The following is a 16,293-nucleotide window of genomic DNA, read 5'->3' on the forward strand; positions in this document are numbered from 1 at the left end:
CCTACCGGCATTCACCGGCGACGGCGCGCTGATGGAAATGCCGCAATTGAAGAAGCGCATGCTCCGAGGCCCGCAATTGCACTTGGCCGCGACTGCCGAAAAAACGCTCCTGGCGGCTGAACAACGCCCGCTGGCCGTTCACCTCGAACGCCCAGGCAAAGCACACCGTGCCGGCGGGAATGCCGTCCATGTCGTCAGGGCCGAGAATGCCCGTGGTGGCGACGGCCACGTTGGCGTTGGCGTCGTGCAGCGCGCCGAGGGCCATTTCCTCGGCCACTTCACGGCTGGTGAGGTTGAACATCTCGATGGTGCGCGGACTGACCCCCAGCAACCGCTGCTTTGCCTCCGGGGAGTACACCACGTAGCCGCTTTCGATCAGCGAACCACTGCCCGGCACCTCGGCCAGCAGCGTGACGATCTGGCCGGCCGTGCAGGATTCGGCCGTGGTCAGGCGCAGTTCATGGTCACGCAGATAATCGCAAATGGAGTGGGCAACGCTCATGACAAAAACGTCCTTTCAGGGTGCTGATGGGTTGACCCTCGGCGTTATGATTCATTCCCTTTATCGCGCCGCTGCCCGGGCGTGGCAAATAAATGAAACCCCGTCCGTTCTCGTACCTCAAATTCATAAGGGCCTCACGCAGAGGCTGTCTTGATCAGGAGGTCGTCATGTCTGCGCCTTTCGTCAAACTGTTCACCCACCCCGAGTTCGCCTGGGCGGACATCCGCGAACAAGAACAGGCTCACCCGCGTCATTACTTGGCACATTTGCTGTTGTTGGCCCTGATACCCGCCGTGTGTCTATACGTGGGCACCACCTGGACCGGCTGGAGCCTGGCCGAAAACGAAACGGTACGGCTCAGCAGTGCCAGTGCACTTCAGTTATGTGTGCTGTTGTACCTGACCATCGTGGCCGGCGTGGTGCTCATGGGCACGTTCATTCGCTGGATGTCCCGCACCTTCGAGGCTCGCCCGACGGTCAACCAGTGCATCGGTTTCGCAGCCTATACCGCTACGCCGTACTTTCTGGCCGGGATTGCCGGACTCTATCCCAGCCGTTGGCTGGCAGTGGCCGTGTTGGCGGCGGCTTCGGTCTACTCGACGTTCTTGCTGTTCGTCGGCCTGCCCAAGTTCATGGGCGTCAAGAAAGAGCAAGGCCTGCTGTACTCGGCCAGCGTCTGGGGTGTAGGGCTGTTGGTGCTGGTGACCATCCTGGTGGAGATGATCCTGCTGTGGTTTAACGTCTTGCAGCCGGAGTATCTGCGGTTTCCTGCGAGCTAAACGTCGACTATTCATCGTTCCCACGCTCTGCGTGGGAATGCCGCCGGGGACGCTCCGCGTTCCGCTTCTAGAGGGTGACGCAGAGCGTCACGGGATGCATTTCCACGCAGAGCGTGGGAACGATCGATGCGTCCTAGCCACAGGGCTTACTTGGCCGTTTTCTTCATACCAATCCGCCGACGCATGTCCGCCGTGATGCTCTGGCGGGTTTTCTTCAGGTCAGCCCACGGTTCGTGCCCCACTTCCACCAGGCGCTCATGGACGTTGTGCACATTCCACAGGTTCGCCCCCTTGAGCTCGGCCACTTCCTCGCGAAAGATCGGCACCGACACCGGCAGCCCTTCCCGGGTCCGCGCGGCATAGGCGCAGATGGTGGTGGCGCCCAGGCCGTTACGCAGGTAGTCGATGAAAATCCGCCCTACCCGGTTCTTGGGCCCGGACACCGCAGAAAAACGGTCCGGCAGCAGCTTGGCCATGTGGCTGACAATGGCGTGGCTGAAGCCCTTGACCTCGTCCCAGCCCAGTTTGCGCGTCAGCGGCACCACCACATGAATGCCCTTGCCGCCGCTGGTCTTGAGAAACGCCTTCAGCCCCAACTCGTCGAGCACCGATAACGTCAGTTGTGTGGCTTCCACCATGCTTTTCCAAGGCAACGCCGGGTCCGGGTCGAGATCGAGGACGAAGCGGTCCGGCTTGTCCAGGTCGACCGAGGTCGCGTTCCAGGTGTGCAATTCCACCGTGCTCATCTGCACCGCGCCGATCAGCGCCTCGGCGTTGTTGATGATCATCACCGGCTGCCCCGTCAACGCCTTGTCCAGGCTGGTGATGCCTGGAATCGCCAGGCGCTCGGGGTTTTTCTGGAAGAACAATTCACCGGCGATACCATCCGGCGCCCTGACCAAGGCCACCGGGCGATCAGCCAGTTCCGGCAGGATGAACTCGGCAACGCTGGCGTAGTACTCGGCCAATTGCAGTTTGGTGGTGCCGCTGCTGGCGTCGATGACCCGTTCCGGATGGGTGATGCGCACCTTGCCGTCCATGGCCGGCGCCTGGCTGGCTTTGTTCCTGGCTTTCGCCTTGGGCTTGGCCGACGTGACTTCAGGTTCATCCTTGGCTGGGGCTTTGTTCTTTTCAGTGGCCTTTTTCACCGGTTTCGCCAACTCCTGGGTAATCGCCCTGGCCGGTTTGTCGCTGCGCAAACCATGGAACACCGCATGGCGCACCGAGCCTTCCTTGGTCATCTCGGCAAACGCCACTTCGGCCAGCAAGGTCGGTTCAAGCCAGTGCACACCCTTGGCTTCGTAGCCGGTGGGCGGGTTGACCACGGCGGGCTTTTTCGTTTCCAGGGGCAACAGCTGCTGATAGATGCCCTTGAGGGTGGTCTCGTTGAACCCGGTGCCGACCTTGCCGGCGTAGCGCAATTCACCGCTGTCGGCGTCGTGCAGTCCCAGCAGCAAGGCGCCAAAGGCACTGCGGGCACCCTTGGGGTCGCTGAAGCCAACCACCACGAACTCCTGGCGGTTCTTGCATTTGAGCTTGATCCAATCGTTGCTGCGCCGGGACACATAGGCACTGCCCATACGCTTGCCGATCAATCCCTCCATCTGCATCTGGCAAGCACTGTTGAGCAGCGCTTCAGGGGTTTCTTCAAAGGCATCGGAGAAGCGCAGCAGCGGATCTTCATTAGCCTCCAACACGGCGGCCAGTGCGGTTCGCCGCTGCTCCACCGGCACTTTGCGCAGGTCCATGCCGTTGAGGTAAGGCAGGTCGAACAGGTAATAGGCAATCCTGCCACTGCTGCCGGCATCGAAGGCATTCTGCAGGGCCTGGAAGTCCGGCACGCCCTGTTCGTTGGCGACCACCATCTCACCGTCCAGCCAGGCTGACTCCAGGCCCAACGCGGCCAGGGCTTCGGCCTGCCTCGGTAGTTTATGGGTCCAGTCATGGCCGTTACGGGTGATGAGCCTGACGTCGCCGTTTTCAATACGCGCCATGACCCGGTAGCCGTCGAACTTGATCTCGTAGAGCCATTCGCCGTCGGGGGCGCTGTCCACCAATGTCGCCAGTTCCGGTTTGAGCGTCTCGGGAATCGGCCCGGCCACCGCGCCGCTGAGGCTGGTTTTCGAAGCTTTTTTTGTCGACTTCGCCTTGGTGGCTTTTTCCGGCGACTTTACCGGTTTGGCTGTGGCAGCCTTGCCCCGACGCTTGGGCACGATGGTGCGGTCGCTGAGCACGCTGTCCGGGGCTTCCTGCACCACGTCATAGTCGCTTTCGGGGCGAGCTGCTTCGTCCTGATGCTTGATCAGGAACCACTGCTCTTGCTTGCCGGGCATGTGGGTGCGCACCAGGTTCCACAGGCCACCGAGCTTTTCGCCTTGCAGCTCGAACTTGAGCCGGCCTTTTTCATAGGCTTCAAAGGGGTCGCCCTGGGGAATCCACACGCCCCGGTCCCAAACGATGACATCACCGGCGCCGTAATGGCCTTCGGGGATACTGCCTTCAAAGGTGGCGTAATCCAGCGGATGATCTTCGACATGCACCGCCAGACGCTTGACCTTGGGGTCCAGTGACGGGCCCTTGGGCACCGCCCAGCTCTTGAGCGCGCCGCCGAGCTCCAGGCGGAAGTCGTAATGCAGTCGTGTGGCGTCGTGCTTCTGAATGCAGAACTGCAAGGCATGGGCGGCTTTTGCCGATTTACGCGAGCGCTTCGCCGCCGGTTCCGGGGTGGCGGCGAAATCGCGCATGCGGTTGTAGTCATCCAGGGTCTTGCTCGTCATGGACCACCTGCCACCTGCTGCAACGCCCGATCGGCCACCGGCATCCCGGCGGTTTCCGCCAGCAATTGATCGACGACCCGGCTCAAGGCCTGCTCGGTGGAGTCCCCCAGCAGCAAACCTTGTTCGTAGACAACGATCTGCCGATCGGCGCTGGTGCCTTCCTGCACCATACGGCGTGCTTGCTTGAAGACGTCTTGAACCCCCAGGGCGGCGGCCGCTTCACCAAAGGTTTCCTCGGCCAGCGTCAGCCACTCACCGATCAGCATGGGCTGTTCCTGCCCTTCGGCGATGAACTCCGCCAGAATCCCGTGGCGTTTGGCCCGCCAGCGGTTTTCCTTGAGCATCCAGTGGGACATCAGGCTGTAGTTGGCACCCGGCCGGGGTTGAGCAATGGCATGGGCGACCATCAGGCGAAACAGCGAGACGAGGCACAGGACGTCTTCGACCCGTGGGCAGGCATCGCAAATGCGCAGTTCCAGCGTGGGGTAGCGCGACGAAGGCCGTATCACCCACCAGCAATCGCTGGGTTGGTGAATCGAGCCGGTACGCATGAGCATGTCGACGTAGCCGGCAAAGCCCGACTCGTCCTCGAAGAACTCCGGGACGCCCATGCGCGGCCATTCATCGCAGGCCACCTGGCGATAGCTGCTGAAGCCACTGTAGGCGCCGTTCCAGAACGGCGATGAAGCGCTCAGCGCCAAAAACATCGGCAGCCAAGGCAAGACCTCGTTCATGACCCGCACCCGGTCCTGGTTCGCAGGCACCTCCACGTGGACATGCAGGCCCGACAACACACTGCGCCGGGCGACCCGTTGGTAATCATCGAACAGTTGCTGGAAATGCAGTTCATCGGTGGGTTGCAGCACCTGGGTCGCCATCGGGTGGGAACCGGCACTGAGCAGGCCCAGGCCAAAGGGCGCCAGGCGCTGGTTCAGGCCCGTGCGCACCTGGGTCAGGTAATCGGCGGCCTCCGGCAGGCTGCGGAATATGGGCGAGGCCATCTCCACCTGGCTCTGGAACATTTCATGTGCGAAATGCTTGCCCAGCTCGGTCCGGCACGCCGCGACAGCCGCCGCAGGGGGGTGACCGGGCATACAGCGGGTTTGCAAGTCGGTGATGAAATACTCCTCTTCAATGCCGAACTTCATGCGCCTGTTCATCGATAGTCCCTCCGATACCCGCGCCGATGCGGGTTACAACCAACGCCACCACGGCGATCCTTTCCACGTCCTGATAACCCGGCGTGAGCAGCTCCTCACCGAATACATCCGGGTCCAATTCTCGATAGGTCCAGCCAAACTCCGCCGAGTCACGCCATGGCCCGAGCGCTTCGAGAAACGGATCACGGCCATCGACCATTGCCACGCCGGTATAGAGCACCAGCGAACCACCCGGTGTGAGTCGGGGCAAGGCCTGCTCGACGATGCGCAACGACAGCCCGGCACCAAGCACCCCGCCGCCGTGGCGATAGGCACGCTCGGACGGATCGGCCATGTACGGCGGGTTGGCGACAATCAGGTCGAAGTTGCCCTCCACGTCCTGTAGCACGTCGCTGCGAGCGATTTCGACATTGGCCACTTCGGCCAGAGCCGCATTCACCGCAGTCAGGCGCAAGGCCAGCGGGTTGATATCCAAGGCATGTACTTGAGCTTCGCGCCGGGCCCGGGCAATCACCAGGGCCCCGACACCGGCGCCACAGCCGATGTCTACGGCGCGATGCACCGCTGTGAAGTTCTGTTGTAGATGAGTATGGATCAGTTGGGCGAAGCGGTAGCTGTCCGGGCCGAAAAACACTGCATCATTGGCCTGGGTGGGGAATTGCGAATGGGCAAACAGCAAACCGTCCAGGCTCGACCAGCGCACCTGGCTGTGCAACAGGCCGTTGCGCGCCTCCAGTACTTCGGCCTCCTGCAATTGCCGCTGCTCATCGGCGCTAATCAACCCCGGGGCAAACGGCCGTGACCAGCCAAACACATCCCGTAGTGTCTTGGCGCGCTCGTTGCCGGGCCGTTGATTGACCCGCTCGTGGGTCAGGGGCGTCGGGGTGATGAAACGATAGCCGTCAGCTTGCAAGCGGCGGCCTAATTGCAGCAAGGCCAAGTCCGCTTCGGACAGGTGTTCTTCTGGATTCATGCAGGGCTCCTAGCGCAGTGCGGATTTGAGTTCGATGAACCGACGCGTTGCCAGTAGTCCGGCCGGGTGACTGTGGCAACGGGCCGAAAGCCAAGGCGTTAAAATATGCATTTGCTCATCGGGCGCCTGGCCTTGCAGCGCTTGTTGCAGGCTTTGCACATCAGGGTCTTCCACCGGCGTCTGTGGCTCAGAAACAGCCCCGTGACTGCGGCGAGGGCCCGAACGCGTGCCCTGGCCCAGCCAGTCCCCTGCGATCCAGTCGTGCAACAGTTGCTTTTCATAAGGGCTGAACACCCCGAACATGGCCGCCCCCGCGCCTTCGATCAGGGTCCAGAACCGGCTGTTCTGCGGATCTTCGTCACGTTTGATCCAACCTTTGTTCTGCATTGCCGCGAGAAACCCTTCCAACTGTCCCGGTGCCGACAGCCACTGATTGACCGTCTTGCCCTCGAACTTGCAGTAATCGGAATGCATGTGCTGGCCGAACGGGCGTTTGCGCTCGAGCATGTCCAGTACTTCGCGGTAGAGGTCGAACGATTCGATGATTGCCCGGCTGCCCTGCCCCAGATCGTTGAGGCGATAGCCCAGGGTGACCCGGCGCCAGAATGACTCGCGGTCGGCTGCCATCGGCATCAGTTGCAGCAACGATTGCACGGCCTTATGGGCGTGACCGGTGCTGGCGTTGTCGATGGTCACGTGGAGAGTGAAGTAGTACGGGTCGATATCCAGTTCGCTCAGCTCATAAGCGCTGATCAACAGGTGCAAGGGCAGTTGTTCGTAGCCCAGGTTGTAGCCGATGACCTCGGGCAGGTACTCATCGCCCGCATAACCCAGGGCCAGTTGCACCGCGCCTTGCAGGTAACGCTCGTCATCGATGTCCGGGGCGTCCGGCAACCCGTGCTCGGCGAGCAGTTTGCGATAGATCACCACATGGTTTTGCGAAGGATTGCCGTCCCCCAGCTCCTCCAGATAGGTGCATAGCAGGCCTTCGAAACGGTGGTCGTGCCAATGCTTGAGCACGCCATAGAGCCAGGCTCCGTCCACCAGCTTGGTCGGCGCGACGGCTTGCAGGAAATACAAGGCATGGGCCTTGCTGCTGAAGAACTCTCGCGCACCGCCGCTTCTGCGCCGTTCCAGGTACTCGGCGTACTGCCGGGCGACGCCGGCGCTGTGTTGCTCGACCCAGGCTTGCAGGGCCATGGGGTCGTCGGGCATCTCCTGGGGAAGTGCCTCGGCTTGTTCAGCGCAATGCTGGAGGAACGCCTGGGCGGCGGCTTGCTTATCCGCATCGTCGGGGCCCTGGAGCAGTCGTTCATAGCATTGGCGCACGGTCCCTGCGGCAGTGACAGGTTGCACGGTGGCAGGCTGGGATCGGAGGGTTGTCAGCGCAGTCATAAGGGCCTCTTGGGTGCTTTGCAGGACGCTGAGTCAGCACGTCTCTACTTTTGCAGAGCGCTGTGAGCGATGAAAAATTCCCTCGGGGTGAAAAGCCGCCGGATAAACGGAGCCGTGCCGTTTCGGCGGGAACCCTCGGTTCGCTCCGAACCTCGAATGGATGACAAGCGCGCCAACGCCGGCAAGTGACCCCCCTGTGGCGAGGGGATGTATGTCAGCCAGTCCCCTCCCAGTGTCCAAGGAGCAACAATGATTTTCACTGTATGGGTAGCGGTGCTTGGTGCCGTGTTGTTGACCCTGGCCCTGACCTCGTCCTACCTGCGCTGGATGCCCGTCACGACGTCGGCGATGTGTCTGGTGCTGGGTGCGGTCATCGGACCGGCCGGGCTGGGGCTGCTGAAGCTGGATCTGGGCGACTCTTCGGTGTGGATGGAGCACCTCACGGAAGTCGCGGTGGTGTTTTCGCTGTTCGTCAGCGGCCTCAAGCTGCGCTTGCCCCTCAAGGACCGGACCTGGCGTGTGGCTTATGGTTTGGCCGGGCCGGTGATGATCCTGACCATCGCCGGCCTGTGCCTGGCGCTGCATTACCTGTTCGGCCTCGGTTGGGGCGTGTCGTTGCTGATCGGCGCGATGCTGGCCCCTACCGACCCGGTATTGGCGGCGTTGGTACAGGTCAACGATGCCCGGGACGACGACCGGGTACGTTTCGGTTTATCGGGCGAAGCCGGATTGAACGACGGCACCGCGTTTCCCTTTGTGATCCTGGGGCTGCTGGTGCTACGCAACGACGGCAGCGGTTTTCTCGGTGAGTGGGCCCTGCGCAGTTTGCTGTGGGCCGTGCCGGCCGGCTTGCTGATCGGCTACTGGATGGGGCGCGGCATTGGTCGGCTGACCTTGTCGATGCGCATCAAGAATGCCGATAGCACCTTGTCACCCAATGATTATCTGGCCCTGGCGCTGATCGCCCTGGCCTATGTCGCGGCCGAGGCGGTCCAAGGCTATGGTTTTCTCTCGGTGTTCGCCGCCGGCCTGGGCCTGCGTCAGGCCGAAGTGCAGTCCACCGACGAAAATTCACCGCCGGCCGAGCACCTGGTGCAACCCGTCGTCGGTCACGAAGCCGTCGATCCCCAGCAAGCGATGTTGGGGGATACCGAGTCCCTGGATGACGGCCAGGTGGCGGCGGGCGTGATGATGGGCGACATGCTCGCGTTCGGCAGCTTGGTAGAACGTGCCATGGAAGTGTTCCTGGTGACGCTGCTCGGGGTGGTGGTAGCCACTCACTGGGATTGGCGGGCGCTGGCCATCGGCGCCCTGCTGTTCGCTGTGATCCGCCCCTTGAGTGTGTTGGCGATGCCCTGGGGGCGATTGCTGGACGGGCCGCAACGGTTGTTGATCGGCTGGTTTGGCATACGCGGTATCGGGAGTCTGTTTTATCTGTTTTACGCCTTGAATCATGACCTGCAGCCAGACGTGGCCAGGTTGTGCATCAACCTCACGTTGTCGGTGGTGGCGTTGAGCATCCTGGCCCATGGGCTGAGCACCCAGCCTATGTTGGCTTGGTATGAGCGTCGTAAGCGATCGAACTGAGGGCTTTTTGGGGGGCCTCAGCCTACGGGGTCAGTCACCTGGATCAGAATTGAATACGCCCCCAGCAACACCCAGAACGTGGCAAAGATCCACGGCGTACGCAGCGAAAACAGCAGCGACTTGCGATAGCCCTTGTGGGTCGATTCCCGCTCGCTGAACAGCGGGGAATCGTCGTACGCCAAGCCCATCAACGGTTCGGCGCGCAGCAGTTCGCTTTGCTTGAAATGCCAGTGATCAATGATGTCGTAGGCCGCCCGGATGCCTGGCCAGGCGTTGAGCGAACTCAAGAAACCCAGCAAGGCCAGGAATGGCGGCACGATCAAGGTGAACAACTTGCCCCACTCCGGGTTCAGGTTGGCCATGCATGAGGCAAAGGCGATCACCAGGAAGGATTGGGCCGCCAGGTAGGCATCGGTTCGATTGGCCAGGATGCTGGTTTCGTACTGGATTTCCCGCCGATAAAAATCCAATCGCTCCTTGGGGGAGCCGAACAGCTTGGCATTGTGTTCAGTCAGTTCTTCTTCCGGGGTTGGATGAGTCAGTATTCTGGGCATTGCGCAGGCGGTGCCTCGGTGAGGGGTCGGACTCATTAGAAGAACCGGGCACGAGGCAAGTTCAAGCCAGTGGACCGAAGGCACGACAACACTTCAACGAAACGCTCCCCGCTCATCCGTGTCTGTAGATCATCAACTGCATGAGGAGGGACCCGGTGGATTATCTTGGATGGGTGCAATGGCCGGCGATGGTGGTGACGGTGCTGGCGGCCTGGTTGATTGGTTCACGCCAGCCCCGCCGCAGGGTGGCGGGGTTCAGTTGTTTCATCGCCAGCAACATTCTCTGGGTCGTCTGGGGGCTGCATTCAAATGCATACGCGTTGATCGTGCTGCAGTTCTGTCTGTGTGCGATGAATCTGCGCGGGTTCAAGAAAAATACCGAGTAGGCACCGCCATGTGTGGCGCAGACCTCCCTGTCACGGTGTTTACTTCATCGTCTGCCCAATGATCTGCACCAGGTCGACCTGCTTGAACGGCTTGATCAGCCGTGGCAATTGGCTGGCGAAGCCTTCCAGGCGTTCGGCGTAACCGGTGGCGAGGATGATCGGCAGGGCCGGTTGCCGATTTCGCAGCAATTTCGCCAACTGCGCACCATCCATCTGCGGCATGGCCATGTCAGTGATCACCAGGTCGATGTCCTGATTGCGTTCGTACAGCTCCAGCGCCTGAGGCCCCGACGGCGCGCAAAGGACCCGGTGCCCCAGGTCCTCGATCAACAAACGGGTGGAGGTCAATACCAGACTGTCATCATCGACCACCAGCACCAGCAACTCATGAACCGGCGGCGCTGCCGGCTCCTGGATCGACGTTTTGTCCAGCGCCGGATTTTCAGCCACCGGCAACCACAACTCGGCGGTGGTGCCCTTGCCTTTCTGGCTCTTGAGCGTCAACCGGCCGCCCAATTGCTCGGCCAAGCCATGCACCATGGACAATCCCAGCCCGGTGCCCTTGCCGACGCCCTTGGTGGTGAAAAACGGGTCCACGGCCGAGGCCAGCGTTTCCTCGTCCATGCCCTCGCCTTCATCGGTGATCGACAGGCAAACGTACCGACCGGGCGCCATCGGTTTATCCGGTCCGGCTTCGTTCCCCTGTCGTTCATCGGCGGCAATCACGATGCGACCGCCGTGGGGCATGGCGTCCCGGGCATTGGTCGCCAGGTTGAGGATCGCCAGCTCCAACTGGTTGACGTCAGCCCATACGGGCGACAACGCCTCGGTGAAGTCGGTCTGGATGTGAATCGAAGGCCCCATGGAGCTTTGCAGCAAGCCGCTAATGCCGCGCACCAGCGCCGACAGCTCGACCGATTCGGAGGTCAGTTTCTGCCGACGGGCAAACGCCAGCATGCGCTGGGTCAGTGACACACCGCGTAGCGCGCCCTGGGTCGCGTTGTCCAGCAACTGGGCGAGTTTCGGCTCAGCGGGCATGCGCTTGCGCACGATTTCCAGGTTGCCGAGAATCACTGTCAGTAGGTTATTGAAGTCATGGGCGATGCCGCCGGTGAGCTGGCCGATGGCTTGCAGTTTCTGGGATTGGAACAAGGCTTCACGGGTCTGTTCAAGGGCCTGCTGCGCCTGGGTGGCATCGGTGATGTCGCGGGTGATCTTGGCAAAGCCCAGCAGTGTACCGGTGTCGCTGCGGATCGCGTCGATGACCACGTGCGCCATGAACCGGGTGCCGTCCTTGCGCATGCGCCAGCCCTTTTTTTCGAAACGCCCCTCGCTGGCGGCAATGCTCAATGCCCGTTGCGGCTCACCGGCGTCGCGGTCCTCAGGGGTGTAGAACATGGAAAAATGCTGGCCGATGGCCTCGCTCGGAAGATAGCCCTTGATCCGCTGCGCCCCCAGGTTCCAGTTAGTCACCTGACCGTCCGGGTCGAGCATGTAGAGGGCGTAATCGGTGACGCTTTGTACCAGCAAGCGAAACTGCTGCTCGCTTTGCTTGAGGGTTTCCTCGGCCATCTTGCGATCGGTCAGGTCGCGGGTGATCTTGGCGAAACCGAGCAATGCGCCGCTCTGGCTGTCGATGATCGGATCAATGACCACGTGGGACCAGAACAGCGTGCCGTCCTTGCGTACCCGCCAGCCCTCACCCTCGAAACGACCCTCGCGCAGGGCCGTGTCCAGCGCCTGTTGCGGCAGGCCGGCGGCGCGATCCTGATCGGTATAGAAACGGGAAAAATGCTGGCCCAGGATCTCGGACTCTTCGTAACCCTTGAAACGCCTGGCGCCGGAGTTCCAACTGGTGATGATGCCCGAGGGATCGGTCATGTAAATGGCGTAGTCGACCACGGCGTCGATGAGCAGGTGAAAACGCTGGTCTTCGTTTATGAGCGCGGTCTTGGGGTCATTGTCGAGCATCTGGCCGGGGCATCCGTGTGGATTTTGGCGGATTATGGAGCAAGTCGAGTGTCAGGAAAATTGATTGAGGCTGTACTCCTCCTGACTGACAGACCACCAACGCGGCAACAAGTGCTGCACCCTCGCCTCGCCGAACCGATCATCAATCAGCATCACCACCCCACGGTCCTGCTGGGTACGAATGACTCGGCCCGCGGCCTGCACGACTTTTTGCAAGCCAGGATACAGATAGGTGTAATCGTAGCCATCGCCGAAGATCGCCGCCATACGCTGTTTCATCTGCTCATTGACCGGGTTGAACTGCGCCAGCCCCAGAGTGGCGATGAATGCCCCGATCAGGCGCGAGCCCGGCAAGTCGATGCCTTCGCCGAATGCCCCGCCCAGCACGGCGAAACCGATGCCTTGGCTGTGTTCCATGAAGCGCTCGAGAAAGGCCTGCCGGGGCGCTTCTCCCATGCCGCGCGATTGCGCCCAGGTGGCAATCTGCGGGTGCCGCTCGGCAAACAGCCCGGCCACCTGTTGCAGGTAATCGAAGCTGCTGAAGAATGCCAGGTAGTTGCCCGGGCGTTCGCTGAATTGACGGGCCATCAACGCGACAATGGGTTCCAGGGACGCCTGGCGGTGGGCAAACCGGGTGGAAATCCGGCTGACCACCCGGACATCCAGCTGTTCGGCCTGGAACGGCGATTCAACATCAATCCATACCGTGTCCGCCGGCGTGCCCAGCAGGTCAGCGTAATAGTGGCGAGGGCTCAGGGTCGCGGAAAACAGCACGCTGCTACGGGCCGCCTTCAGCCTGGGTCGCAGGAACGCCGCCGGCACTACATTGCGCAGGCACAACGTCGACAAGCTGCGCTGGCGACCGAGTTCGCGCTTGTGGATGTCGAACAGAAAGTGCTCGTCAAAGGACTCGGCCACGCGGCCGAACTGCAAGGCGTCGAAGTAAAACGCCTGTAATCCGCTGTCCAGGCCCTGTGGGTGATCGTTGAGGTAGTCGCCAATGGCCGTGGTGCAGGTGGCCAAGGCCTGGAGCAATTTTTCCGGCGTTTTTTCGTAAGCCTGATAGGCCGCTACCTGCGACGCATGCAAGGCGTTCCATTGGCGATTGACCCGCTCCAGGGATTTCTTCAGGGGCTCGGGGGCGGTTTTGCGCACCGCCGCCAGCGTCGACTGATCGAGGGTCGCGCTGTACATTTGCCGCCCCCGCTCCACCAGGTTGTGGGCTTCGTCCACCAGGGTCGCCACCGTCCAGCCGTTGGCCTGGGCCAAGCCGAAGAGCAAGGCGCTAAAGTCGAAATAGTAGTTGTAGTCAGCCACCACCACGTCGGCCCAACGGGCCATTTCCTGGCTGAGGTAGTACGGACAGACCTCATGGGCCAGTGCGATCTCCCGCAACGCGGCCTGATCCAGCAGCGTGACCTGGCTCGCCGCCGCCCGGGCTCCGGGCAAACGGTCATAGAACCCGCGCGCCAGCGGGCAGGATTCGCCATGGCAGGCTTTGTCCAGGTGTTCGCAGGCTTTGTCCCGGGCAATCATTTCCAGCACGCGCAACGGCATCGACGGTGCGCTGCGGGTAATCACTTGAGCGGCGTCCAATGCCAGCTTGCGTCCCGGGGTTTTGGCGGTGAGAAAGAACACTTTATCCAGTTGCTGCGGCGCCAGGGCCTTGAGCATCGGGAACAGCGTGCCGACGGTCTTGCCGATGCCGGTGGGCGCCTGGGCCATCAGGCAACGGCCGGTGCTGACCGCCTTGAACACCGACTCAGCCAAGTGCCGCTGCCCTAGCCTGAAGCTGGCGTGAGGAAAAGCCAACGTCTGGGCGCCGAGATTGCGGGCCTGGCGGTGGGCCATTTCCTGTTCGGCCCAGGCGAGGAATAGCGCGCACTGTTCTTCGAAAAAAGCCAGCAATTGCGCCGCCTCGAAGCTTTGCGTGAGGCAGGTTTCCTTTTCGCTGACGATGTCGAAATACACCAAGGCGATGTCGATGCGCGGCAACTGCAGTTTCTGGCACATCAGCCAGCCGTAGATTTTCGCCTGGGCCCAATGCAGCTGGCGGTGATTGGCCGGTTGCTTGCTCAGGTCGCCCCGGTATGTCTTCACTTCTTCGAGGCAGTTGCGGGCCGGGTCATAGCCGTCGGCCCGGCCTTTGACTTTCAGCGTTTGGTAGAGACCTTCGAGGGCCACTTCAGCCTGGTATCCCTCGCTGCGTCGTGACGCCACGGTGCGATGGCCGGCGATGCCTTCCAGGGCCGTGGGCGACGGTGTGAAGCGCAGGTCGAGGTCGCCCACCTTGGCGGTGAATTCACACAACGCCCGTACGGCAATGCTGTAGCCCGGCGCATGGTTCATGCGCCCTGCTCCGCCCATTGCACGTAGCAAACGGCAACGGGCATCTGGTGCTCATGGCAAAACTCCAGCCAGCGCAGTTGGTTGTCTTGCAGGCGATCGCCAGGGCCTTTGACTTCGATCATCCGGTAGGTCTTGTGCTGCGGCCAGAACTGGATCAGGTCCGGCATGCCGGCGCGGTTGGCCTTGATGTCCAACAGCAGGCGGCTGAACCACTGCTTGAGGTGCTCGGCCGGCAGGCAATCGAGGGCCTGGTTCAACAGGTCCTCGGACAGCGCCCCCCAAAACACGAAAGGCGATTGCACGCCCCACTTTTCCACGAACCGACGGCCGATGGTGGCTCGATAGCGGCCATCGTCCAACTCTGCGAGGCAGGCCGCGAACAGCTCGGCGCGCCGGGCATGGAAGTCTTCGCTGAGCAGGTCGACCGGCCCGCGCTGGAACGGGTGGAAAAACGCCCCTGGCAATGGCGCGAAAATCGCTGGCCAGCACAGTAGGCCGAACAGTGAGTTGATCAGGCTGTTCTCCACGTAATGCACTGGCGCGGTGTCGTCGTGCAGATGGGCCTGGACGTGATACTCCACCGACAAGGCTGGATCGACCCGAGCCAAATGCAGATCCAGCCGTTCTACCTCTCGGGCCATGGTTCGCGGTACCGGCGGCCCGCCAAGCTTGCGTCGCAGCCGGGGCACGATCCTGAGCAAGGCCTGGGTTTCGGCGGCGCTTTGCGGCGATTGCGCGGCGGTTTCGCCCAGCTCAAGGGCCAGGGCGTACTCACCGATCCGCTCCAGCACGCGGATCATCCGCAACCGTGCACCGGGATAAGTGCACTCGCGATAGATGCACAGGGCCAGGGCGAAATCACCGATGCGTTCGCCATATTGCCCGATCTGGAACAGCAACTTGCCCCGGCGTCGTTCCAACCATGGGTTATCCAGGGCCTGGGCGTTGACTTGAGCGACGATGTCTTCAACCGGCTCGCCGGCTTCGAAGCACTGCTGGCAGGCGTGGAGGAACAGGCAGGCATCGACGTCCTGGCGGCTGCGCAAGCCGCGAGATTCAGCACTGAACTCGACGGTTTCGTAGGTGAAGATGCCCAGGTCCGCCAGCACGAATTCTGACCAGTCCTGGTAAAGATTGCCGAAAAACATCAGCCGCAACCGGTCGCAGAGGTCCATGATCGTTAGGCTGAACAGGCGATCCTCAAGCTGCGGGCACCAGGCGCGAAAGGGTTGTGGCTGGCTGGACCCGTCATTCAGGGCGTGGAGCCATTCGGTCTTTTTCGCCTTGGGTTGTTCAATCAGGTGGCCCAGGCACTGGAGGATTTCCGACTTGAGCAGCACGTCGAACACCTCAACGAGGCTCAGGTGGGCCTGTTCTTCGATCCAGCCCAGCGCCAGCAACGGCTCGACGGCGCGGCCGATGTCACCGATTTCCGGGTAATGCAGCTTGCTGTGGCGGAACCGCAGCCCTTTGCGCATCACCATCCGCACCAGCAAGCCCTGTGACGAGCGCGGCAATGCTGCAAAATCGTCGATAAAGCGCTGTTCTTCGGCGCTGAGCACATCGGCATAACGTTGCGCCAGCCAGGCGAGCACGCGCTGAAAATTGTTCAGGTAGTAAAAGGGATCGTCGAGAGGGTTGGCTGTCACGGAGAGAAGCGCCACGGATGCTGGAGTACTGGTTATGCGTACAGATATCAGCTACGAACGGCCCAGGCAACTGCAAAAGATGAGCGGTCTCCTATATTTTGAGGTGAAATCCCTCAGTCGGTGATGAACTTTCCTACGGCAAGCGAGACCAATGGCGGTTGGCTATTGTGATGGCGTGGCCGAATCAGCTGCCCGCGTATTTTTGATTGAG

At 61.6% G+C, this 16,293-nt stretch carries 12 protein-coding genes; 3 read left to right on the forward strand and 9 right to left on the reverse strand.

Annotation, left to right across the window (positions count from 1 at the left end):
- Nucleotide 1: 1 nt before the first annotated feature.
- Nucleotides 2-502 (reverse strand): CinA family protein, encoded by a 501-nt coding sequence (locus LOY70_RS14895; protein ID WP_265037820.1) that lies wholly within the window; start codon nt 500-502, stop codon nt 2-4.
- Nucleotides 503-669: 167 nt separating this feature from the next.
- On the opposite strand from LOY70_RS14895, the gene LOY70_RS14900 reads away from it, so the two are divergent.
- Nucleotides 670-1,281, forward strand: a complete 612-nt coding sequence (locus LOY70_RS14900) for a Yip1 family protein (protein WP_265037822.1) — start codon at nt 670-672, stop codon at nt 1,279-1,281.
- A gap of 146 nt (nt 1,282-1,427) precedes the next feature.
- Here the strand turns inward: LOY70_RS14900 and ligD are convergent, their stop codons facing one another.
- The 4 genes from ligD to LOY70_RS14920 are packed head-to-tail and all read right to left on the reverse strand — an operon-like array spanning nt 1,428 to nt 7,586.
- A complete protein-coding gene (gene ligD / locus LOY70_RS14905) occupies nt 1,428-4,058 on the reverse strand; it encodes a DNA ligase D (protein ID WP_265037824.1) in 2,631 nt (876 codons plus the stop codon).
- A complete protein-coding gene (locus LOY70_RS14910; RefSeq protein ID WP_265037826.1) occupies nt 4,055-5,218 on the reverse strand; it encodes a carboxylate-amine ligase in 1,164 nt (387 codons plus the stop codon). The genes ligD and LOY70_RS14910 overlap by 4 nt, the downstream gene beginning before the upstream one ends.
- Nucleotides 5,190-6,191, reverse strand: a complete 1,002-nt coding sequence (locus tag LOY70_RS14915; RefSeq protein ID WP_265037828.1) for a class I SAM-dependent methyltransferase — start codon at nt 6,189-6,191, stop codon at nt 5,190-5,192. Before LOY70_RS14915 ends, LOY70_RS14910 begins: the two co-directional genes overlap by 29 nt.
- 9 nt (nt 6,192-6,200) lie before the next feature.
- Complete coding sequence (locus tag LOY70_RS14920) at nt 6,201-7,586, reverse strand: iron-containing redox enzyme family protein (protein ID WP_265037830.1); 1,386 nt, start codon at nt 7,584-7,586, stop codon at nt 6,201-6,203.
- A gap of 249 nt (nt 7,587-7,835) precedes the next feature.
- On the opposite strand from LOY70_RS14920, the gene LOY70_RS14925 reads away from it, so the two are divergent.
- On the forward strand, nt 7,836-9,173 hold the full coding sequence (locus LOY70_RS14925; RefSeq protein WP_265037832.1) for a cation:proton antiporter: 1,338 nt from the start codon (nt 7,836-7,838) through the stop codon (nt 9,171-9,173).
- A gap of 17 nt (nt 9,174-9,190) precedes the next feature.
- On the opposite strand, the gene LOY70_RS14930 is transcribed toward LOY70_RS14925, so the two are convergent.
- Nucleotides 9,191-9,727 carry a hypothetical protein gene (locus tag LOY70_RS14930; RefSeq protein WP_265037834.1) on the reverse strand — a complete coding sequence of 179 codons (537 nt, stop codon included), beginning with the start codon at nt 9,725-9,727 and terminating at the stop codon, nt 9,191-9,193.
- Nucleotides 9,728-9,882: 155 nt separating this feature from the next.
- Here LOY70_RS14930 and LOY70_RS14935 point away from each other — a divergent pair, with 155 nt between their 5' ends.
- The gene (locus tag LOY70_RS14935) at nt 9,883-10,113 is read left to right on the forward strand and encodes a hypothetical protein (protein ID WP_025213723.1); all 231 of its coding nucleotides are present in this window, start codon (nt 9,883-9,885) and stop codon (nt 10,111-10,113) included.
- Nucleotides 10,114-10,152: 39 nt separating this feature from the next.
- Here the strand turns inward: LOY70_RS14935 and LOY70_RS14940 are convergent, their stop codons facing one another.
- From LOY70_RS14940 to LOY70_RS14950, 3 genes are read right to left on the reverse strand one after another with little or no spacing between them, the layout of a single operon-like run.
- Complete coding sequence (locus tag LOY70_RS14940; RefSeq protein ID WP_265037836.1) at nt 10,153-12,084, reverse strand: PAS domain-containing sensor histidine kinase; 1,932 nt, start codon at nt 12,082-12,084, stop codon at nt 10,153-10,155.
- A gap of 51 nt (nt 12,085-12,135) precedes the next feature.
- Nucleotides 12,136-14,433, reverse strand: a complete 2,298-nt coding sequence (locus LOY70_RS14945) for an ATP-dependent DNA helicase (RefSeq protein WP_265037838.1) — start codon at nt 14,431-14,433, stop codon at nt 12,136-12,138.
- Nucleotides 14,430-16,082 carry a VRR-NUC domain-containing protein gene (locus LOY70_RS14950; RefSeq protein ID WP_265037840.1) on the reverse strand — a complete coding sequence of 551 codons (1,653 nt, stop codon included), beginning with the start codon at nt 16,080-16,082 and terminating at the stop codon, nt 14,430-14,432. The genes LOY70_RS14945 and LOY70_RS14950 overlap by 4 nt, the downstream gene beginning before the upstream one ends.
- Nucleotides 16,083-16,293 lie beyond the last annotated feature (211 nt).

The sequence above is a fragment of the Pseudomonas sp. B21-054 genome (genome assembly GCF_026016345.1).
Taxonomy (GTDB): Bacteria; Pseudomonadota; Gammaproteobacteria; order Pseudomonadales; family Pseudomonadaceae; genus Aquipseudomonas.